Source organism: Paenibacillus sp. sptzw28, assembly GCF_019550795.1.
Taxonomy (GTDB): Bacteria; Bacillota; Bacilli; order Paenibacillales; family Paenibacillaceae; genus Paenibacillus_Z.
Genome location: NZ_CP080545.1, coordinates 3,831,800 through 3,852,619, shown reverse-complemented (window position 1 = coordinate 3,852,619; position 20,820 = coordinate 3,831,800). Strand labels below are relative to the sequence as shown.

The window sequence follows — 20,820 nt, the reverse complement described above, 5'->3', positions numbered from 1 at the left end:
TTCCGCCGCATGCACGAGCTGTGTATGTGCCGAAACCGGCTTTTTCCATGCGCATGCTGTCTGAAGATTGCGCTTCGGCCATCCGGACAAGGAAAATTGAACAATGGAATGTAGAAACGCAGCAAAAACGTGTGTTATGCTAATAACCTGAAAGGGGAAGCGGCAAATGGATTTTATCGTGCATTATTTATCGTTCTTTGTGATTCAAGCAGACGGGCCGGATAACACGGCGAAGACGTTCAAGCATTTCCAAACGCTGGATCAGGAGGAGTATGCGGACAGTGAGCTGAAATCGTTTCTGGACGGAGAGTTTCAGCGTATTTGCAAGCGTCGGGCGGAGCGTCACCCAAGCACGGAGAACGCGCCAACGAAAATTGGACGTTTCATCGCGGAGCCCGGTTATGAGCTGGACAGCAACCCGAATTACAACCTGTTTCAGCGGCTGCGCACCGCAGATTCGCATGAGGAGTTTCACGGCTCTGCCGATGAGCTTGTCCGGCTTTACATGGATGCGGCCGCTGTTCGCGGAGGGGCCTTGATCGTTGTGAAGGCAACGCCGAACCGTCATACGGACGAGCCGCTGCTGTTCATTCTGAAATGCGATTTCGAGCCGAAAATAGCTCGTATCGCTGATGAGAAACAGCTTATTTCGCATGTTGAAATGGCTATCAGCGCCCGCAATATGAAATCCATTCAATACCCGTTCATGCCGGAAGAGGGGATGCTGGAGCCGTGGGAGCTGAAAATCCACCAGGCTTCGCATGCGCGGTATTTCGAAGATTTTCTTCGGTTCGTCAGCTATGAGAAGGCTATGCCGGAGCTGATGAGCGAGCATATGATTACGATGGTCCATGATTATATGGATGAGAAGTGGCAGGGGCAGGAAGGCGAGGAACGGGAGCAGGAAGCGCAGCGGTTCGAGGTATGGGCGGCGAGCGAGAAGCGCGAGCTGCAGGAGAGCTGGTCGCAGGAGCAGGTCGCGGCTGCGGCAGAGAGGCTGATCGTGCATCAGCCGAACCTCAGCGTAGCGTTCAAGCTGGACGGCATTTCGGTGAAAGGACCGTTGTCGGAGTTCGGACAATCGGTTCATTTTGCCACATATAACGGCCGTTATATCGCGCTTATTGAAGGAGATGCGTTTCAGTTCGACCGCAGCGTCTCTCCAGTCGAGCTGCTTCAGCCGCCGGATTTGCTGGAGGTGCTGGAGCTTGTCGGCCGGCAGAGAGAGCGGGGGAGCGAATGCCAACCCCAGCCCGCTGGAGCGGAGGCGGCGGACGACGATGAACCTCCGTTTTGACGCATCAAATCTGATATACTTCTCTGTAGAACCGAAAGCGAGGGATAACGATGGACAAATTATTTTTCGTTGAGCTTGGAATGGGTACCGATCTGCATGGACAGAACGTGACGAAAGCGGCAGTCCGCGCCGTTCAGAATGCTATTCACCATAATTCGATGCCCGGGCTGCGCTCCGTACTGCCGGGTGGCAGCCTGGATTCGATGAGAGTGAACGTGAAGCTGGCGGTTCCGTGCGACCGCGAGAAGCTTGATGAAGAAGCGGTCAAGGCCGTCCTTCCTTACGGAAAAGTTACGGTCGAAGTAATGGATGGCGGAATGGTGACGACAAGCGGCGTCGTACTTCCGGACAAGCAGGATAAGAACGATTTAATCTACGTAGTCATCGCCTCGGTCGAGGTCGGCTATTAGGATATAAAGGGCGGCAGCCGGGAACTCGTATCCCGGCTTTTTCGTGCTTTAGTGTACGAAGGGCAGGAAATATTTTTGTAGCTTCCGCCCATTATACCGAAGCCCCACTCCCAGAAAATGCCCCTCGCTCCCGTAACGAATCTACATCAGGGATGACGGTACGCTATTTATATCAATTAATTACAACCTAATAAATAACGGACGCGACCGGAAATCAGTCGCGTCCTTCTGTTATTGAAGAATTTCCGGCGAAGAACTCCCGGCATCGTTCCGTTCGCAGCCGGACCGTTTGCTTTTACAGCTCCCCTGGACCCATATGGACCGCAACCGCGAGCCGGTTCCAGCTGTTGATGACGTTAATGATCATAATAAGATCGATAATTTGCTTCTCACTGAATTGCGAGCGAACCTGCTCGTATACTTCTTCGGGAACCCCCCGGTCACCTATCCTCGTTACTGCCTCCGTCAAAGCAAGTGCCGCTTTCTCCGCCCCGGTGTACAGCGACGTTTCGCGCCAAGCGTTCAGCAGGTATATCCGCTGCTCGCTTTCGCCGATCTTCCGGGCATCCTTCGTATGCATATCCAGACAGAAGGCGCAGCCGTTCAACTGCGAAGCGCGAATTTTGACCAGCTCCCGCAGCTTTGGATCGATATCGGCGCCCTCCGAGAATTGATTGAATTTCAACATCGACTGGAAAGCTTCAGGATTGGCTGTGCGGTAATTAAATCTCATGGACATTCTCTCCTTATCGGTCATAATTGTCTTTCAACATACAAGACAAGAGAGACTGCCTATTTGTGACACACAACCGCAATTATTTGTACGTCCTGCAACCCTCCAGCTCGTTTCAAGCCTCCGTAATATTCTTCAATTTATCCGGGTTCATCGTGATATACACTCTTGAAATGGCAGACCCGTCCTCCGTATAGGCAAACGTATAGACGGAATAGAGACGATTGTTCCGGCTGAGCAGAAAACCCTCATGGCCGTTAATTCGCCGCGGAACGGATTTCGCAACGCCTGCGTTGTTGGAAATCGAGAAGGAAAGGAGCGCAAGCACGCGGTTTTTACCGTAAATCGGATTGACGGCTGCACGAACTTTGCCGCCTCCGTCGGTAATAAGGATCGCATCATCGCTCAGCAGCTCCATCAGCTTCGAAATATCGCCGGCCATGAACGCGCTGCTGAAGGAGCGGGCCAGTTCGGGCCGGTCCGGCTGAAAGGGCTGCATTGAATATTCGGACTGCCGCTCCAAGGCGATTTTACGCTTTGCGCGGCTGTACAGCTTCCGGCAGTTGACGGTTGTTTTGTCAGTAACCAGGGCAATTTCCTCGAATGAATAATCCAGCGTTTCGCGCAGGACGAATACGGCGCGCTCGGCCGGGGCCAACGTCTGAATAAGCACGAGAAAAGCAAATGCGACATCGTCGCGGCGCTCCGACAGGCGGGCGGGATCGCTTAGATCCTGCTGGGCAATCGGTTCGGGCAGCCACGGACCGATATAATCTACTTTCGTTTTACGGGATGATTTGAGCTCGTTGATGCAGCGGTTCGTCACCATTCTGCCCAGGTAGGATCTGATATTCCGAATATCCTCCGGATTCTGCTGCTGCAGTGTTTCGAACACGTCCTGCACGATATCTTCGGCGTCCTGAATGAGGCCGAGCATCCGGTAGGCGATTGAAAACAGCAGCGGCTTATACTGCTTATACAGTTGACTGAAGTCCATTGCAGCGGCTCCTTTAATTTGAAAGTTTGGAAATGAAGTTCTACCATCGTAAAACAATTGCTGCCTGCGCGCAAGCTTAAAAACCCAAACAAAGAGTTCAATTCGGCAGAATAAACCGGCTTGACTTTGACGCTGCGTTAACGTTTAAAGTTCAGTTGGAGCCGCGTTTCCAAGCGGCTTACACAGTTTCGCCGGACGGGACTGTAGCGCGTTCGCTCCGGTGCAGGAGGAAGAATATGGGATGAAAACGCTCATTAAGAACGGTACCATACTGACGATGAAAGAGGGAGAAGCACCTTATAAAGGCGATCTGTTGATTGAGGATACCCAAATAGCGGCGGTAGCTCCTGAGATTGAGGCCGAAGCCGACCGGATCCTGCTGGCTGATGGAATGGTAATAATGCCGGGGCTGATTAACGCGCATCAGCATTCTCCTATGAGCCTGCTGCGCGGATTTTCGGATGATTTGAAGCTGATGGACTGGCTTGAGCGGAAGATGCTGCCAGCCGAAGCGAAGATGAACCCGGACGATATCTATTGGGGCGCGAAGCTTGCGATGGCAGAGATGATCCGCTCAGGCACAACGGCATTTGCCGATATGTATGTCGGGATGGACAGCATTGCCGAGGCGGTTAAGGAGACCGGCATGCGGGCGTCGCTGTCGCGCGGACTGGTTTATTTGCAGGATGACGGCGGCAAACGAATGCGGGAGGCCGTCGATCTGATCGATAAGTGGTCTGGAGGCGCCGACGGGCGCATCACGACAATGCTCGGACCGCATGCGCCGTATACATGCCCGCCGGAACCATTGCAGGAAGTGATTGAATACGCGAATACGCGCGGCATACCTATCCATATTCATCTGGCGGAGACCAAGGAAGAAGTGGGGATCATCCGCGAGCGGTACAATCAGACACCGACGGAATATTTGTACAACCTCGGGCTGTTTGAGAATTCTCACGTGCTCCTTGCCCATGCAGTCCATTTGACCCGCAAAGATATCCGGCTGCTTGCCGGAATGAAGGGAGGAATTGCCCACAATCCCGTAAGCAATCTGAAGCTGGGCTGTGGAATCGCTCCAATTGCGGAGTGTATGCGGCAGGGTATCACCGTTGGACTCGGCACTGACGGGGCAGGAAGCGCCACGACGCTTGATCTGTTCGAGGAAGTGAAGGCGGCCGCATGGCTGCAGAAGCTCGATTACGGAGATCCTACAACGCTGGCGGCCGCGCAAGCCTTGAGGATGGGGACGACCAGGAGCGCCAAGCTGCTTCGTCTCGACGATGCAATCGGGACGCTGGAAGCGGGAAAACAAGCGGATCTCATTATGATTGACATGAGAAAGCCGCATCTTCAGCCTGTTCATGATGTTGAATCGCTGCTCGCCTACAGCGCCAACGGAGCGGACGTCGATACGGTCATGGCAGCCGGCAAGCTGCTTATGCAGGCACGCAGGCTGCTTACCATAGACGAGGAAGAGCTCTTCCGGGAAGTGTCGCGCCGTGCGAAGAAAATCGTGGCTGGGGTCTAGCTGAACGATTTGATCTCCTGTTTATTCCAGAAATCCTTGAAGCGGCCGTTGGAGTTAAGTAACTCCCGGGGAGTTCCCGCTTCGCGGATCTCCCCATTTTCCAGGAAGAGAACATAGTCCGCGTCGCGAATGGTGCTGAGCCGGTGTGCGATGATGATTTTGGTACACCCGTCCGCCCACTCCCCAAGGTTTCGCTGAAACAGGGTTTCCGTCTCCACATCCAATGCGGAAGTAGGCTCATCGAGGATAACGACCGACGCTTTCCGCATGATTGCCCTGGCAATTGCAATACGCTGTTTTTGCCCCTGTGATAATTTGATTCCCCGCTCGCCCACCTTGGTTTCGTAGCGTTCGGGAAGACGGTTGATAAATTCATCCGACTGGGAGAGGATAGCGGCACGAATGATTTCTTCGTCGCCGGCATTCCCGGAGCCGATCGCAATGTTATCGCGGATCGTGCCGTCAAATAAATAGACATCCTGGGAAACGGCTGCGAGATTCCCGCGCAGCGAATCGATTGTATAAGCTTCAATCGGCAGGCCGTTAATACGAATTGTCCCCGATTGCGGATGATAAAACCTGAACAGAAGCTTGATAATAGTGCTTTTACCGCTGCCGCTTGGCCCGACCAAGGCCACCGCCCAGCCGGCCGGAATGGTAAAATGGACATTTTTCAGCACCTGATGATCCTCGTAATAATGAAAATTAACATTTTCAAACGTGATTGAGGGAGGCGAAGGGAGCAGTGTAATACCCCGTCCATCGTCCTCAGGCTCGGTTTCCATAAGATCCAGGAGCTTTTCCGCGCCTGCCGAAACTCTCTGGAGGGAATTGATGATTTCTACTATGCTGTTAAACGGCGCGGCCGCCCGGTCCAGCAGCGTAATGAAAGCAACGAGTCCGCCCACTCCGATTTTTCCGTCCGCCATCATGAATGCGCCTACCCCTATCCCAATCATATAGCCCAGTTTTTCCGGAATAATGCGAACGGTTTCCCGGACCGCCCACATTTTCTCAATCGAGATCCACAGGGCGATACTTTCCTTGAAAACCTTATTGATTCTCTGAAAAACGGTATGCTCGATCCGGTTCATCTTGATTTCTCTCATTCCGGAAAGCGTCTCACCGAGATGAAAGAACCATTCCCGCCCTAATTCCTGCTGCCTGGTGACGAGGTTCTTGAACCGCTCTTTAATAACAAGATTACTAATGAACTGGAGCGGGCCGACCATAATAGCGATTATGCCGAGTACGGGGTTTACGGAAAGTAAATAAATGCCTACGGAAATGAAAGATATAGGTAATGATATCAATTTTAAAATATCAAATACGACAAAATGCTTGAACACTTCCAGTTCATTATAGAGGATGTTATTTGAGTGCGAGCTGTGTTTATCCTCATGAAAACGGAGCGACAAACTTGTTAGCCGGGTAAGTACCATCTCTCTCATCCGGAAAACGACATTCGTATTTACAATCTGGTTGTACACGCGTTCCATCAAGGAGAAGACCAGACCCATCGCAATAAAAACGAAAAAAGCGGTCAGCAGCTTGCTTAACTCTTTGCCGGGAATATCAGGCGCCAAGTCGAAGAGACGTCTGTTAGTTTCTGCGAACAGCAGCGAGGCGGCCGTCACTCCCAATTGAAGCAATATAACCGTTATATATAAATATTTATACGTAATGCACAGCGTGAGGAACTGCTTGAACCCTTTCCTCCTGATCAGCTGTAAAATACTTTTTTTACGTGCTATCTGCATTTACCGATTCTCCTCTTTCTCAATGATATCCCCGGCTTTGCTCCGTTCAATGGCACCGGAGGGCGCAAAAAAGCCATGGCGAAATTTCACCATGGCCTAAATTTATATGCATATCAAAAATAATCGAAATTTCCAATTATTAATATGCCGCTAAACGGTCGGTTGAGTGAAACGGACAACGAATATTCTATTATGGTTATGGCGTTGGAATGTACGCATTGCACTCACCCTTTCGTAAAATGGTAATCGAATTGTATCGTATTGCATCATTAACGTCAACGAGAAAATTGCTGTAAATGTCAAATCCAGCTTCACTTGACCAGACGTTCGACGCCGCCGCGTGTTGACGAAATAGTTTTGCCGCGCCATTATGGAGGAGTATGGTTGATATGGCGTTAAGGTTCGTGATGAAGTCGCAAATAAACATACGTCTCCGAAACGAAAGGAGGTCAGGAAACTATGACATTAGGTCTTCCGGGCGGGCTTATTAAATTGGCGGACTATTCGCCGGCATGGCCGAAGTTATTCGAATCGGAGCGCGAGCTGATCGCAGGAGCGGTCCACGGCCGCGTGCTGGACATTCAGCATATCGGCAGCACATCGGTACCCGGCATGGCGGCCAAGCCGATCATCGACATCGGAGTTGCCGTGGAGCAATTCGAACTCGCTGCCGCACTGGTGCCGGCGCTTGAAGCGGTCGGATATGTTTACCGCGGGGAGAACGGCTGTCCGCGCCGGCATTATTTTGTGAAGGGGGCGCCCCTGCGGACCCACCATCTGCATATGCTTGAGATTGAAAGTGCGGATTGGCGGAATCATCTTGCCTTTCGCAGGCTGATGAGAACCGAGCCTGAAGCGGCGCAAGCATACATGAGGCTCAAGCGTGAGCTTGCCGTTCTGCATGAAACAGACAGAAACGCTTATCAGGAAGGGAAGTCCGGATTTATTACACGAATGATTGAACAAGCTTAGCGAATCGGCGCCGATGCCCCTACGCCGGGCTTTTTTTGTCGGGGGCCGGTTTCCTCAATCCTCCACCATGGTGTCACAGCGTTGACAGTGAACGGAACTGTCTTATAATTAAGGAGCAAACGGGCAGCAGCCGGATTCACAATTGATTAACCGTGACGTCCGCAAAGGGGGAGCCGCATTGGTCGCAATGAAAGCGCTTTATAATAATTTGCGGATCAAGTACAAGCTGATCGCGCTTATATCGGCCGTTATGCTGACGGTCGGCGTTCTAATCGTAGCCGTACAGCAGATCGCATTCGAGATCTATGACGAAGAGATTTACCAGCAGTCCGCCAAAGCGCTTAATCTGACTTCGTTCAGTATCGAGACGGAACTTAAGAAGATGGAGCAGCTGTCTTTCCGCTTGGCGACGGATGGCCTCATACAGTCCTATTTGACAGCGATCAAGCACGGAGGTTCGAAATACGACCAATTTGTTCTTGCGGCAAAAATCAGGGAGCGAATGGTATATTTGGGCGGTCTGGATAAATATGTTCTGTCGCTCCACATGTTCGATTACCGCAATGATGAATACGTTACCGGCGTGAAGCAGATAACGACGTCGAGCGAGCGTGCGGCGGTCATCGGGAAGGAGACGGCGCTGCGTCAAGGAGGAAATACATGGATTCATCCGGACAAATCCGACGGGGCGCTTAGCGCCGCCAGGCAGATCAGATCATATGACCAATTGAATCTCGAGGCTCTCGGCATGGTTGCTGTCAGAATCGATATGAGCAAATTATTCGCCGATTTCGCCCAAGGGCTCCGCAGCGATTCTGCCCAATTTGTTATAATCGACGGCGAGGATGCCGTATACCCGGAACAGCCGCCCGTTCCCGTGGCAGAATTGAATTCCTATATGAAGTCCAGGCAGGGCTACTCGTTTGTCAGCCGGGGTGGCAAACGCTACTTCCTTGCGTATGTTCCTTCGGGCTACACAAGCTGGACGTATATCAACGTTATTCCGTACGATGGCATTTTCGAGAAAATCGTAAATGTGAAGACCACTGTTTTCATCATATACAGCGTGTTATTCTTATTGGCCGTTCTTATTTCGATCCGGTTCTCCAAAGGAATCACTGATCCGATCGAGCGGCTTAATGCCAAGATGAAACGGGTGCGAACGGGTAATTTCGAGGATTTCGAGGAACCGGACGATGCATCCATCACGATGGATGAAGCGGGTCAGCTTCACCGCAATTTCCGGATGATGGTACGGCGGATCAACGACTTGATTCAAGAGAATTACGTGAAGCAGCTAGCAATTAAGGAATCCGATTTCAAAGCCCTTCAGGCTCAGATCAATCCCCATTTTCTGTATAATACACTTGAGACGATCAACTGGTCGGCCAAAATGAGCAGGCAGCCGCAAATTTCCAGCATGGTGGAATCGCTCGGTTTTCTTCTGCGCAGCTCCATCAACTTAAAGGAACCGTTGATTCCGCTCCGGCACGAATTGGAGATCGTCGGCAATTACATCACGATTCAGCAATACCGCTTTGAGGAGCGGCTCGATTTTCAGCTGGACGTTCCGGAGAATTTACTCGATTGTCCCGTTCCCAAGCTCTCGCTGCAGCCGCTGGTGGAGAATGCGGTTAATTATGGGCTGGAGCAAATGATAGACACCTGTACAATCCGAATTTATGCCTCAGAGCATGACGGCTCAATGACGATTACGGTTGGGGATAACGGACCCGGAATGGACGAGAACTTCCTGCAGCTGCTGCGCAGCGGGAAAGTCAAACCGCAAGGCTCCGGCGTCGGCTTGCGGAACATCGATGAACGGATCAAGCTGCTGTTCGGGGAAGATTTCGGGTTGACCGTAGATAGCGGTAAGGACCGGGGAACACGGGTCTCGCTCAGTTTGCCTTTCGAAAGGGGAGATCGTTTTGTATAAAGTGCTTCTGGTGGACGACGAGCGCATTATTTTGGAAGGTATATCCGGCATTGTCGATTGGAACGCCTGCGGCACCGAGCTTGTCGCGACCGCGCGCAACGGGCTGGAGGCTAAGGAAGTTGTGGAGCGGGAACGTCCGGATATTATCATTACGGACATCAGGATGCCCGGAATGGACGGGCTGCAGCTGGTCGAGCACGTTCACGAAGCCGACCCGTCGGTGTGCTTCATCATGCTGTCCGGACACGGCGACTTTAATTACGCACGCACGGCCATGCGCTTTGGCGTGAAGCACTATCTGCTTAAACCGTGCAATGAGAAGTCGATCATGGACGCGATCAGGGAGATTGTGGAGGATTTGGAGCGCCGCCTGAGCCGGGAGATGTTTCTGCAATCCGTCGAGACGGAGCTTAGGAAGGTTATGCCTCATGCCAGAGAGCAGTTCCTTAAGGAGCTGGTAACGAATAAAACATACGGCCGCCGCGACTGGGACGATTTCAGCAGGATGTTCGGCATACCGGTCGAAAATCAGACGGTCCGTCTGCTGTTATTTCGCCTGGAAGGCGACTATGATTACGAGCATCTGTTTGCGCTCAAGAACATTGCAGAGGACTTGCTGGGGAAGCCGCTGCTGCTTAGTACGACGATAGGCAAGCAGGTACTGATGCTCCTCAAAGACAGTGATGAACTCGAAGCGGTATTTGCGCAGGTCGATTCCATCAAGCGCACGTTTACGAATTTTTACAAGCTGGAACTGACCGCCGCGATCAGCGAACCGGATGAGATAACCGGCGCAAGACGGATGTACAGGGAGACGCTGGAGTGTCTGGAGCACCGGTTTTATTTGGGTGAAGGAAGCCTTATCACGAAAAAAGACGTCGCGCCGCTTGCCGATTCGGAAGCGGAAACTTTCCTGTATGACGAAGAAAATGTTTGCCTGCATATTAGATCCGGACGCTGGAGCGAGGCGGAGCGGGAGCTGGAGAGCTTCTTCGAATCGTTGTCCGGTCACCGCTTCGAGACGGCAATCGTCAAATCATATATTATCCCCCTGTATGTTGCCGTCGTCCGGCAGGGGGACGCGGCCAGTATGAACGGTTACCTGAAAATGCTGGCTCATCTGGATGAGCTGGAAACGCTTCAGGCAATGCGTGAGTTTATATTTGGAGCCGCCAGGCAAATTTGCAAGTCGAACGAGGAGCTGCACCAGCACAAACGGTCGGACATCATCGCCAAGGTTCTTGGGTGTATCGAAGCCAATTTGCCCAACCAGCGTCTTTCGCTGGGCTGGGTGGCGAGCGAGATGCTGTATATGAATGCCGATTATTTAGGGAAGCTGTTCAAGAAAGAAACGGGCGAGAAGTTTTCGAACTTTGTAACGAGGAGAAGAATGGAGAAGGCGATGCAGCTGATCGGGCAGATGGATGACGTCAAAGTGTTCGAGCTCGCCGAGCTGCTCGGCTTTGGCGATAATCCGCAATATTTCAGCCAAGTATTCAAGAAGCACACCGGATATTCCCCGACGGATTACAAACGGTGGTCGTGAATACGGCTTCTCTGTTTTTTGAACAAACGCGACGGTTTTTTGAATTCCCCTTGGCCGGTAAAAAACTATAATTGTTAATGTAAGGGCTGCCAATACAATTAGCTGGAAGGGGATCATTCCATGAAGAAGACGATGCTGCTGCTGCTTGGCTTCACGCTCCTGTTTGCACTCGCAGGCTGCGGAAGCGGCGGCAATAATGAAACCGCAGGTTCGGGGACAACGAACGCCGGAACAACCGGTGAATCGGACAAGAATGCGGAGAAGGCGGAAGAGCCTAAGAACGTAAAACTGCGGTTTGCCTGGTGGGGCGGACAGCCTCGTCACGATTACACGCTGAAGGTTATCGAAATGTATGAGAAGAAGTACCCGAACGTAAATATTGAACCGGAGTTCGCAAACTACGACGACTACTGGAAGAAGCTCGCGCCGCAAGCTGCGGCCAACGAACTGCCTGACATTATCCAGATGGATATCTCCTATTTGTCGCAATACGGAATGAGGGGCCAGCTTGAAGATTTGACGCCATATTTGTCGAATATCATCAACGTCTCCGATATATCCGATAACGCGGTGGCAGGCGGCAAGGTCGGCGATAATTTGTATGGCTTTAATGCAGGCGTAAACGTCGTCAACTTTCAGTATGATCCTGCGCTGCTCAAGAAAATCGGCGTCGACAAGCTGAATCCCGATTGGACATGGGAGGAATATATAACGTTAGCGAACAAAGCGAAGGCGGCAGGCTTGTTCTTCGATACCGGCATGCGTCCTGAGGTGTTCTTCGGATACTATCTGCGCACCAAGGGGCAGCATCTCTATAATGCCGACGGTACGGCGCTAGGCTATGAGGACGATAAGCTGTTCGTCGATTTCTTCAGTCAGACTTCAGGTCTTGTACACAGCGGCGCGGTGCCGAATCCCGATTATTTGGCACAGGTGAAAGGCGTCGAGGATGACCCTTTGGTCAAAGGGAAAGCGATTGGTATCTGGCAGTGGACGAATCAATTCATCGGCCTGCAGCAGGTTGCCGCACGTCCGCTTGAAATGCAGCATATGCCGGGACCTGACAGAACGGCCGGATTATATTTGAAGCCGAGCATGTACCTGTCCGTTTCCAAAAACTCAAAAAATAAAGAAGAAGCGGCTAAATTTATCGATTTCTTCGTCAACGATATCGAAGCCAACAAGCTGATTAAAGGCGATCGCGGAGTGCCTGTATCCTCAAAGGTGAAGGAGGCTCTCAAGCCGATACTGGAGCCGGCACAGGTGCAAGTATTCGACTATGTCGCATGGGCTGAAACGAACAGCACGCCGATGGATCCGCCGGATCCGGTCGGAACTGCGGAAATCATCAATATATTCAAATCCTACAGCGAGCAGATGGCATTCGGCCAGATCAAGCCTGAAGAGGCAGCCAAGAAGTTCAGGGAAGAAGCAAACGCCGTTCTGGCTAAAAACAAATAACAGCAACATTATCGCGGCGGCGGGTGCAGAGCATTCGGCCGCCGCATAACTAAGAAAGCCTAAGGCAGTAGGGGTTGAATCAATTTGAAAATCGCATGGAAAAACCATTTGACGGGATATATTTTCATAGGTCCATTCGTTCTCGGCTTTCTGATCTTTACGCTTGTGCCGATGTTCGCTTCACTATACCTGTCGTTTACAAATTACGATTTATTCTCGCCGCCCAAGTGGGTGGGGCTTGATAATTACGTGAAAATGTTTACTGGCGACCCGAAATATTGGAAATCCCTAAAGGTCACATTTCTCTATGTAGTAGGCGGTGTACCGCTGCGCCTTCTGTTCGCGCTTCTTATCGCCGTGCTGCTTAATACGGCGTCCCGCGCGATAGGCTTCTACCGGACGATGTTCTATCTGCCATCCATTATCGGAGGCAGTGTGGCGGTCTCTATTATGTGGCGAAACCTGTTCGGTGACGAAGGCGTAGTCAATTTGCTGCTCCAGGCGCTGGGTCTGGACGCCGTCCGCTGGTTCGGCAATCCGCTTGCGGCGCTTTGGATGCTGATTTTCTTATCCGTATGGCAGTTCGGCTCATCCATGCTCATATTTCTGGCCGGACTCAAAAACATTCCCGGCAGCTACTATGAAGCGGCCAGCGTCGACGGAGCCAATGCATTCTCGCGTTTCTTCCGCATTACGCTTCCGATGCTAAGTCCCGTTATATTGTTCAATGCCATCATGCAAACAATCGGCGCTTTCATGACGTTCGTTCCCGCTTACATCATTTCGAAGGGAGAGGGCGGTCCCTTGGACGGAACGCTGCTCTATTCGCTCTATTTGTTCCGTCAAGGCTTTGTCTTCTCCAATATGGGCTACGCTTCGGCGATGGCATGGGTGATGCTGATCATTATAGCGGTCCTGACCGCGATATTGTTCAAAACCTCCAAGTTCTGGGTCCATTATGAGTCGAAGGGGGACAGCTAACGATGCGCCTGAAACCGATCAAGTGGTCTCTCTATCACCTGTTTACGGCCGTAGGGGCAGCTCTCATGCTGTATCCCGTCATATGGCTCGTCATGAGCTCGTTCAAGCAAAGCGAAACGATTTTCATTACCGCCGAGTCGCTTATACCGTCTCCCTGGATTTGGAGTAATTATTTGGACGGCTGGCAGGGGGTAGGGGGCTATACGTTTACAACCTTTATTAAAAACTCGCTTGTCATCGTTATTCTTTCGACGATCGGGGCGGTGCTCTCGTCGGCTCTCGTAGCCTTCGGCTTCGCAAGGCTGAAGTTTGCCGGCAAAACGTTCTGGTTTACGATTATGATGGTGACACTCATGCTGCCCCATGATGTCGTGCTGGTGCCGCAATATATTCTGTTCGCCAAACTGGGCTGGCTCAATTCGATTAAACCGATCGTGGTACCGAATTATTTCGGCGCGCCGTTCTTCATTTTTCTGCTTATCCAGTTTATACGGACGATTCCGGCCGAGCTGGATGAAGCGGCGACGATAGACGGCTGCGGCAAATTCCGCCTCTTCTGGCGGATCATCCTCCCGCTGGTCGCGCCGGCCATGGCGACGGCGGCCATCTTCTCATTCTACTGGCGCTGGGAAGATCTGCTCGGACCGGTATTGTATCTCAATAAACCGAGCATGTATACTGTATCAATGGCGCTCAAGATGTTTCTGGACAGTGACACGTTATCCAACTGGGGAGCCATGTTTGCGATGTCCACAGTCAGTCTGATTCCGGTCATCGCCGTATTTTTCGCATTTCAAAAATTTATCGTCGAGGGTATCAGCACAAGCGGGTTGAAGGGCTGATCGGGAAGGAGATACATTTATGCCGCCACTCATGTTTGATGAACAGCATATCAGGGACGTAATCGACCGGGTCGTCGATCGTACGTTCCGTATGGATTTTAGCTGGGACTGGCCAGGAGGGGTCGCCTTCTATGGCGTTGCCGAAGCGTTCGAGGCCACAGGGAAAACGGAATATATCGACCTCCTCAAGGCGTGGGTCGATGAGAAGCTCGAGGACGGGCTGCCCAAGCTGTCGGTCAATGGCGTATCGATCGGCCATTCGCTGATTTCACTCTACAAGGCGACAGAAGATAAGACATATCTGGAGGTTGCCGAAAAAATGGCCGAATATTTGAAGGCAGAGGCTCCGCGCTTCGGCGAAGGCGTCTTCCAGCACACGGTCAACTCGGTTGATTACAATTTCCCCGAGCAGGCATGGGTTGACACCATGATGATGGCGGGATATTTTCTCGTCCGGATGGGGGCATTGCTCGGTCGTGACGATTATTTGGAGGACGGATTGCTGCAGTATCACGGACACGAACAGTATTTGCAGGATACAGTCACCAATTTGTATTATCACGGTTGGGATAATATTGCCGGGAATCATATGTCGGGTATTTTTTGGGCGAGAGGCAATGCCTGGGCGGCGCTTACGATGGCGAAGGCGCTGCCGCTCATTCACGTTACTCATCCTTCGTTCATGATTATCGAGGGCTCGCTCCGGGACCAGCTCAGCTCCCTTGTCCGGCTTCAGGCCGATAATGGAATGTGGCACACGGTACTGACCGACGTTTCTTCCTATACGGAAACCTCAGGCTCGGCAGGTATTGCATGCGCACTGCTTCACACAGGCTCGCTGTACAACAGAAACGTAAACCGTTCGATCAAGGGGATTCTGGAGCAAGTATCCGAAGACGGATCGGTATTCGGCGTATCAGCCGGAACCGCCGTTATGCGCGATATCGACGGCTATCGGGGTGTATCGCATAAGAGGGTGCAGGGCTGGGGACAAGGGTTGGCGCTTGTATTCCTGGCTGACCTGCTCCGTACGTCAGGCCGGGTTTACAGTTAAAGTTATCGGATCATTGTTGATCAAAGGTGCAGTCTCTCAAAATATTGAGAGGCTGCACTTTTTGCTTTCTTGAAGAGTTGATTAATGTTGACATTGACACTAGTGCAATAGTTTATGCTTTGGTCAAGTTCAAATGGAGGGAGTTTTGGTATTGGAAGGTATTAACCAAAGTATGAAGGGAAATAGTTCGATTCATGAATCACTCAGCATGGTGACCCAAGTAAAGACAGCAATCCGAAAGAAACCTCGAATCATTTTTTTATGCTAATATATATTTATCAGAGATGAGGCAGAATACATGCAGCAATATGTGAGGGACCCGAAAATATGAAAGGGGAAAAATAATGACGACGAAAACCATGTCAAGAAGCCGGCTTTGGACGGCCGGCATTATGAGCGGACTTGTCATCTTGTTTATGCTGTTTGATAGTGTAATGAAATTTATGAAACCTGAACCTGTCGTGGAAGGTACATTGGCACTTGGCTATGCGGAACATCATATTGTTGTCATTGGGGTACTGGGGCTTCTTTCTACAATTCTTTACGCTATTCCCCGCACTTCTGTATTGGGCGCCGTGCTGCTAACCGGATATTTTGGCGGAGCGATCGCTACACATATTCGGATGGATAACCCGCTTTTCAGCCATACATTGTTTCCGGTTTATATTGCGATTTTGACTTGGGGAGGAATTTGGCTCAGGAACGATAAAGTGCGTAGACTCTTTCCTCTTCAAAACAGAGGGGATTGAGGAAGTAGAAGCGTGCTGAAGCACTATGCCCGGCGTCCGGTTTCAATAACGGCAAATACGAAGCCACGCTTCGGTCACGTTAATGGGCGTGGCCAATTGCGTGGCTTGTTGCCGGTGAAACCATAAGTATGTCATGATTGCATATTCGTACTTATTGGAAAGCCTCATAAATCAAATCCACTTGACGCATCGTATTGCGGAGCGCCGAGGATGGATCGTTCCGCAGATGATACTCGCTGATCGCGTCCGTGTCTTTAAGCATATTGCCGGTCAAGATGCAGACTGCCGTTTGTTCGGGATGTACGTCTCCCTGCCGCACCAGCTTGCGGAGCCCTGCAAGCGCTGCGGCGGAAGCCGGCTCGCATCCGATCCCGCTTCGATCGATGTAAGCCTTCGCCTCCATGATCTCCTGATCGGAAACCGAGACGGTTGTTCCCTGTGTCAATGTTAATGTCCGCAGCGCTTTGCGCCAGCTTGGCGGATTTCCGATGTTGAGGGCCGAGGCGCGGGTTTGCGGTTGCTGTTCGGAATGGAACTCAATACATGGCGGTAGACCATTGTTACCGCTGCAGCGCATGGATGCGACCATGCGATGAAAGGGGCTCGCGCCTTCCGCCTGCACGACAGCAACCTGCGGCAGCCGCTCGATAAATCCGAGTGAGAACAGGTCCTGCAGCCCTCTCCCCAATGCAGCGGCATTGCTGAGTGCTCCGCCCGGCAGAACGATCCAGTCCGGAAGCTTCCAATCCAGCTCCTGCGCGATTTCATAGATAATGCTTTTCTGGCCTTCGATTCGAAGCGGATTGATTGAATTGCAGACATACAATCCGAGCTCTTCCGCATTCTCCTGCAGAAAGCGGATGCCGTCGTCGTATGTGCCCCTGAAGGTGCATAAATCCGCGCCGTACGCGAGCGTCTGCAGCACTTTGCCTGCGGAAACATCACGGTCCGGCACGAGAACGATAGACTTTACGCCTGCCAGCGCCGCGTACATCGCGAGCGACGACGATGTGTTACCGGTAGACGAGCAGGCGAAGCGGTCATACCCGAGCCACCGGCCGTGCGATACCGCTGCGGTCATGCCGTTATCCTTGAAGGACCCGCTCGGATTTTCGCTTTGCGCTTTTAGCGATAACCCTCGAACCCCCGCGTATTCCGTCAGACTCTCCGACTGGTACATTCCGGTATTGCCTTCATTTTTGCAAACGATCATATGGTCCGGGAGATCCGGCGCAATCAGCTCCTTATAACGCCATACGCCGCTTGCGTATAGCGTATTCCGCTCGGATCGCCGTTCGTGAAAGATCCTCTTCAGCTTATCCGTATCAGGCTCGGAGGCAGCATGGATAACTTGAAGCAGCCCGCCGCAGCTGCAGCTGTACTGCATGGGCGATAAAGACGTTTGTATACCGCATTCTGAACAAGCGGCTCTCATAAGAGCGTTCACCTCGCTTTAACGTTATTTTATTGCTTGTTCCCTTGTCGCCCGCGATCGCTTGCTTCTACAATAGGTGTAATTGATTGATAATTCCAATACAGAAATATTAGTTTATTATAATGAAAAATTATGATTATGCAGAGGGATGCACTTGAACCTGTATGGACTTATTGTGTTTCATCATGTTGCGGCGGCCGGGAGCGTCACCCGGGCGGCTGAGAGACTTCTGATCAGTCAGCCAGCTGTGACCGCGCATGTCCGTAACTTAGGGAATGAGCTTGGGCTAACGCTGCTGGCGCCGAAGGGCAGAGGAATATTCCTCACGGAAGCGGGCCGGCGGGTCGCCGGGCACGCCGCCAGGCTGTTCGCGCTGGAGCAGGATATAACACGCGATATTGCCGCATACCGCTCAGGCGCTGCCGGTTCGCTCCGGATCGCGGCCACTTCGCTGCCGGCTGGCTTTCTGCTGCCCGGCTGGCTCACTGCCTTCCGATCGGTCTGGCCGGACGCGAACGTCACGATGAGGACGCTGAACGCGCGCGACGCCATGCAGGAGCTGCTGCATTACGATGCGGATCTCGCGCTGATCGGAGGCAGCAGGGAGGCTTGCCCCGGTTTGAAGCGGCGGCTGCTCCTGGAGGACGAGCTCTGGTTCATTGTTGCAGCGGATCACCCGCTTGCAGGCCGAACCGTCAATTTAAGCCGTATGGCACTCGAAGGCTTCGTCATGCGCGAGCAGGGAAGCGCTCTGCGCGAGAGACTGCTTGCATTGTTAGAAGCAAACGGTGTGTCGCCGCCGAAGACTGCGCTGAGTGTGAACGGTCTTCATGAAACGCTGCACGCCGTCGCGGCCGGATTCGGTGCGGCCTTCGTCTCGTCATTGGAAGCGAAGCCGGCGGTGGCGCGGCGTGAAATCAGCCGCGTGTATGTCAAAGGAGAGGTCCAGTATAACCCGATCGTCCTCTTGACCCGGGAGGGCGATTCACTGACACCGTTAGCACAGCATTTCGCCGATATCATAACCGGCAGCACCTCTCACCTTGTCCTTGGGGAGCCGTCATGATTCGCGCGTTTCGCACTTCCGCCGCCTCTTCCCGGCGTTTGTGGGCCGCTGCCCTTGCAGTTTATGCAGCGCTCTTCGCTGCATCCCTTCTCATACGCTCGAATATGCCAAGCGCTGAATACGCATCCGATGTCAGCAGGCTGATGAGCGTCCGCGTCTATAAAGTCGTGCATGTCAAGGATACCGAAGATATTGCCGAAGCGTTAAGGGAGGCTGGGCGCAAAGGACTGCCTATATCGGTCTCCGGAGCGCGGCACAGTCAGGGCGGACAGACGTTCTATGACAATGCGATTGTGCTCGATATGAGGGATTACAACGAGGTAATCCGCGTTGACGGGACAAGCAAACGAATTCAGGTGCAGAGCGGCGCCACATGGGAGCAGGTGCAGGAAGCGGTTCAGCAGCTCGGGCTCTCCGTCCGTATCATGCAGTCGCAAAATCTGTTCACCGTCGGCGGCTCTATGAGCGTTAATGTCCATGGGCGGGATATGGGCGAGGGGCCTCTCATTGAGTCGGTTGAATCGTTCAGGCTTATGCTGGCGGACGGGCGAATCGTGAGGGTGAGCCGTACGGAGAATGCGGAGCTTTTTCCGTTGGTGATCGGAGGGTACGGCTTGTTCGGCATTATTCTCGATGCGGATCTGCGTCTTACAGACGATACTGTTTATAAGCAGAAAACAGTGCCGATCGGCTACCGCAATTTCCCGGATTATTTCCGCGGGCATGTCAATGACAATCCGGACGTCGCCATGGCGATTGCACGGTTATCCGTTTCCCCGAATCATTATTTAACCGATATGTTCGTGACGACTTACGATAAATCTGACGAGCCCTTAAGCGGCAGCTTGAAAAAGCTTAACGATGAGCGGTTCATTGGCGCGACGAAATTCATGTTCGGTTTATCCCGTAAGTTTGACTGGGGCAAGGATCTTATTTGGAACTTGCAGAAGAAAGGCTATATGATGAAAGACGGCCAGCTGATCTCGCGCAATAACGCGATGCGCCCGGCAGCGCAGTTTATGGAGTATGCGGATCCCCAGAAGACCGACTTGCTGCAGGAGTATTTTGTGCCGGTGGACCGTTTCATTCCGTTTGTCGATGGTCTGAGGGATATTTTACGGAAGGACGGGCTTAATTTGCTGAATATTACGGTCCGTTATGTGCCCCGCAATGAAGAGGCTGTATTGTCCTATTCCCGGCATGACAGCTTTGCGTTTGTACTGCTGTTCAATAACAAACGTTCGCCTGAAGCGGTGAAGCGGCTCGAGCAGTCGACGCAGAGCATAACCGACCTGGCACTGCGCAACAACGGCACCTATTATTTGCCTTACCAGCTGTTTGCCTCACCCGGCCAGCTCCGGCAGGCTTATCCGCGGGCGGACGAATTCTTTGCCGCCAAGCGGCGGCTGGACCCGGAGCTGCGGTTTATAAATGAATTTTATGCGAGGTATGCGCCATGACAATAAAAACCCGGATTAGGGAGAACTCCGCGCTTAGGTGGATGATGCTCTCGCAAAGCATGATGACGTTCGGATCGGGCATTGTATTTCCGTTTTATTTGATTTTCGTGAAGGAGATCGGCGGCGACTTTACGCAATACGGGATAGCGTACGGCTTATTTACACTCTGCTCGGCGTACTTGAACTGGTGGTTCGGCAAGTCATCCGACCGCTACGGCCGCCGGATCTTTCTGCTTGTCAGCGCATGGGGGACGTCCCTTCTGTTTCTTGCGTTTCCGCTTGTCACCGATATTTGGCAGGTGTATGCGCTGCAGATCGCGATGGGCGCGTTCGGCGCCATGCAGCGGACATGCGAGAAAGCGCTGCTCGCCGATGTGACTGAGCAGGGACGGCGCGGCGAGCAGATCGGCCGCTATCACGTGGGGCTGTCGATTTTCTCCGGCATAGCGGTCATAGCTGGAGGCTTTCTTATCGATCTGTTCACGCTTGATGTCATGTTTTACATCGGATCGCTGATATTATTCGTTAGCGGGTTGATGCTCGCCAGGGTGAAGGTCGTCTAGTACATCGGAGCGTGAAGCGGGAGGGAA

Annotated in this window: 18 protein-coding genes; 14 read left to right on the top strand and 4 right to left on the bottom strand. The window is 52.3% G+C overall.

The features are described from left to right. The first annotated feature begins 166 nt into the window (after positions 1 to 166). Positions 167 to 1,297 (top strand): DUF3900 domain-containing protein, encoded by a 1,131-nt coding sequence (locus tag KZ483_RS17470; protein WP_220348767.1) that lies wholly within the window; start codon positions 167 to 169, stop codon positions 1,295 to 1,297. Positions 1,298 to 1,347: 50 nt separating this feature from the next. Then, positions 1,348 to 1,707, top strand: coding sequence for a Lin0512 family protein (locus KZ483_RS17465; protein ID WP_220348766.1), 360 nt, complete (start codon positions 1,348 to 1,350; stop codon positions 1,705 to 1,707). Between the two features lie 295 nt (positions 1,708 to 2,002). On the opposite strand, the gene KZ483_RS17460 is transcribed toward KZ483_RS17465, so the two are convergent. Both KZ483_RS17460 and KZ483_RS17455 read right to left on the bottom strand, forming a co-directional pair. Further along, the gene (locus KZ483_RS17460) at positions 2,003 to 2,446 is read right to left on the bottom strand and encodes a carboxymuconolactone decarboxylase family protein (protein ID WP_220348765.1); all 444 of its coding nucleotides are present in this window, start codon (positions 2,444 to 2,446) and stop codon (positions 2,003 to 2,005) included. Positions 2,447 to 2,555: 109 nt separating this feature from the next. Continuing rightward, positions 2,556 to 3,437 carry a sigma-70 family RNA polymerase sigma factor gene (locus KZ483_RS17455; RefSeq protein ID WP_220348764.1) on the bottom strand — a complete coding sequence of 294 codons (882 nt, stop codon included), beginning with the start codon at positions 3,435 to 3,437 and terminating at the stop codon, positions 2,556 to 2,558. Positions 3,438 to 3,678: 241 nt separating this feature from the next. On the opposite strand from KZ483_RS17455, the gene KZ483_RS17450 reads away from it, so the two are divergent. Continuing rightward, complete coding sequence (locus tag KZ483_RS17450) at positions 3,679 to 4,968, top strand: amidohydrolase (protein ID WP_220348763.1); 1,290 nt, start codon at positions 3,679 to 3,681, stop codon at positions 4,966 to 4,968. Here the strand turns inward: KZ483_RS17450 and KZ483_RS17445 are convergent. Next, positions 4,965 to 6,728 carry an ABC transporter ATP-binding protein gene (locus KZ483_RS17445; RefSeq protein ID WP_220348762.1) on the bottom strand — a complete coding sequence of 588 codons (1,764 nt, stop codon included), beginning with the start codon at positions 6,726 to 6,728 and terminating at the stop codon, positions 4,965 to 4,967. The genes KZ483_RS17450 and KZ483_RS17445 overlap by 4 nt on opposite strands. A 459-nt stretch (positions 6,729 to 7,187) precedes the next feature. On the opposite strand from KZ483_RS17445, the gene KZ483_RS17440 reads away from it, so the two are divergent. The 8 genes from KZ483_RS17440 (at position 7,188) to KZ483_RS17405 (ending at position 16,269) form a co-directional block, all read left to right on the top strand. Continuing rightward, on the top strand, positions 7,188 to 7,700 hold the full coding sequence (locus KZ483_RS17440) for a GrpB family protein (protein ID WP_220348761.1): 513 nt from the start codon (positions 7,188 to 7,190) through the stop codon (positions 7,698 to 7,700). 142 nt (positions 7,701 to 7,842) lie between these two features. Continuing rightward, positions 7,843 to 9,636: a cache domain-containing sensor histidine kinase gene (locus KZ483_RS17435; RefSeq protein WP_220348760.1), complete on the top strand. Its 1,794-nt coding sequence runs from the start codon at positions 7,843 to 7,845 to the stop codon at positions 9,634 to 9,636. 1 nt (position 9,637) lies between these two features. Then, a complete protein-coding gene (locus tag KZ483_RS17430; RefSeq protein WP_309568679.1) occupies positions 9,638 to 11,182 on the top strand; it encodes a response regulator in 1,545 nt (514 codons plus the stop codon). A gap of 120 nt (positions 11,183 to 11,302) precedes the next feature. Then, positions 11,303 to 12,643: an ABC transporter substrate-binding protein gene (locus tag KZ483_RS17425; RefSeq protein ID WP_220348758.1), complete on the top strand. Its 1,341-nt coding sequence runs from the start codon at positions 11,303 to 11,305 to the stop codon at positions 12,641 to 12,643. Positions 12,644 to 12,727: 84 nt separating this feature from the next. After that, entirely contained in the window at positions 12,728 to 13,624 is an 897-nt protein-coding gene (locus KZ483_RS17420) for a carbohydrate ABC transporter permease (RefSeq protein WP_258881307.1), read from the top strand. A 2-nt stretch (positions 13,625 to 13,626) separates the two neighbouring features. Beyond that, the gene (locus tag KZ483_RS17415) at positions 13,627 to 14,466 is read left to right on the top strand and encodes a carbohydrate ABC transporter permease (RefSeq protein ID WP_220348757.1); all 840 of its coding nucleotides are present in this window, start codon (positions 13,627 to 13,629) and stop codon (positions 14,464 to 14,466) included. 19 nt (positions 14,467 to 14,485) lie between these two features. After that, positions 14,486 to 15,520: a glycoside hydrolase family 88/105 protein gene (locus KZ483_RS17410; RefSeq protein ID WP_220348756.1), complete on the top strand. Its 1,035-nt coding sequence runs from the start codon at positions 14,486 to 14,488 to the stop codon at positions 15,518 to 15,520. A 392-nt stretch (positions 15,521 to 15,912) separates the two neighbouring features. Then, positions 15,913 to 16,269 carry a DoxX family protein gene (locus KZ483_RS17405; protein WP_258881306.1) on the top strand — a complete coding sequence of 119 codons (357 nt, stop codon included), beginning with the start codon at positions 15,913 to 15,915 and terminating at the stop codon, positions 16,267 to 16,269. A gap of 151 nt (positions 16,270 to 16,420) precedes the next feature. Here the strand turns inward: KZ483_RS17405 and thrC are convergent, their stop codons facing one another. Further along, entirely contained in the window at positions 16,421 to 17,704 is a 1,284-nt protein-coding gene (gene thrC / locus KZ483_RS17400) for a threonine synthase (protein ID WP_220348753.1), read from the bottom strand. A gap of 154 nt (positions 17,705 to 17,858) precedes the next feature. On the opposite strand from thrC, the gene KZ483_RS17395 reads away from it, so the two are divergent. From KZ483_RS17395 to KZ483_RS17385, 3 genes are read left to right on the top strand one after another with little or no spacing between them, the layout of a single operon-like run. Then, positions 17,859 to 18,770 (top strand): LysR family transcriptional regulator, encoded by a 912-nt coding sequence (locus KZ483_RS17395; RefSeq protein ID WP_220348751.1) that lies wholly within the window; start codon positions 17,859 to 17,861, stop codon positions 18,768 to 18,770. After that, positions 18,767 to 20,230, top strand: coding sequence for an FAD-binding oxidoreductase (locus KZ483_RS17390; RefSeq protein ID WP_220348750.1), 1,464 nt, complete (start codon positions 18,767 to 18,769; stop codon positions 20,228 to 20,230). Before KZ483_RS17395 ends, KZ483_RS17390 begins: the two co-directional genes overlap by 4 nt. Next, the gene (locus KZ483_RS17385) at positions 20,227 to 20,793 is read left to right on the top strand and encodes an MFS transporter (RefSeq protein WP_258881305.1); all 567 of its coding nucleotides are present in this window, start codon (positions 20,227 to 20,229) and stop codon (positions 20,791 to 20,793) included. Before KZ483_RS17390 ends, KZ483_RS17385 begins: the two co-directional genes overlap by 4 nt. Positions 20,794 to 20,820 lie beyond the last annotated feature (27 nt).

Excerpts from the sequence above, each read along its gene's own strand:
- KZ483_RS17405 (WP_258881306.1), top strand. The coding sequence starts at position 15,913 with ATGAGCGGACTTGTCATCTTGTTTATGCTGTTTGATAGTGTAATGAAA.
- KZ483_RS17415 (WP_220348757.1), top strand. The coding sequence starts at position 13,627 with ATGCGCCTGAAACCGATCAAGTGGTCTCTCTATCACCTGTTTACGGCC.
- KZ483_RS17410 (WP_220348756.1), top strand. The coding sequence starts at position 14,486 with ATGCCGCCACTCATGTTTGATGAACAGCATATCAGGGACGTAATCGAC.
- KZ483_RS17385 (WP_258881305.1), top strand. The coding sequence starts at position 20,227 with ATGACAATAAAAACCCGGATTAGGGAGAACTCCGCGCTTAGGTGGATG.
- KZ483_RS17425 (WP_220348758.1), top strand. The coding sequence starts at position 11,303 with ATGAAGAAGACGATGCTGCTGCTGCTTGGCTTCACGCTCCTGTTTGCA.
- KZ483_RS17460 (WP_220348765.1), bottom strand. The coding sequence starts at position 2,446 with ATGTCCATGAGATTTAATTACCGCACAGCCAATCCTGAAGCTTTCCAG.
- KZ483_RS17470 (WP_220348767.1), top strand. The coding sequence starts at position 167 with ATGGATTTTATCGTGCATTATTTATCGTTCTTTGTGATTCAAGCAGAC.
- KZ483_RS17390 (WP_220348750.1), top strand. The coding sequence starts at position 18,767 with ATGATTCGCGCGTTTCGCACTTCCGCCGCCTCTTCCCGGCGTTTGTGG.
- thrC (WP_220348753.1), bottom strand. The coding sequence starts at position 17,704 with ATGAGAGCCGCTTGTTCAGAATGCGGTATACAAACGTCTTTATCGCCC.
- KZ483_RS17465 (WP_220348766.1), top strand. The coding sequence starts at position 1,348 with ATGGACAAATTATTTTTCGTTGAGCTTGGAATGGGTACCGATCTGCAT.
- KZ483_RS17440 (WP_220348761.1), top strand. The coding sequence starts at position 7,188 with ATGACATTAGGTCTTCCGGGCGGGCTTATTAAATTGGCGGACTATTCG.
- KZ483_RS17445 (WP_220348762.1), bottom strand. The coding sequence starts at position 6,728 with ATGCAGATAGCACGTAAAAAAAGTATTTTACAGCTGATCAGGAGGAAA.
- KZ483_RS17455 (WP_220348764.1), bottom strand. The coding sequence starts at position 3,437 with ATGGACTTCAGTCAACTGTATAAGCAGTATAAGCCGCTGCTGTTTTCA.
- KZ483_RS17450 (WP_220348763.1), top strand. The coding sequence starts at position 3,679 with ATGAAAACGCTCATTAAGAACGGTACCATACTGACGATGAAAGAGGGA.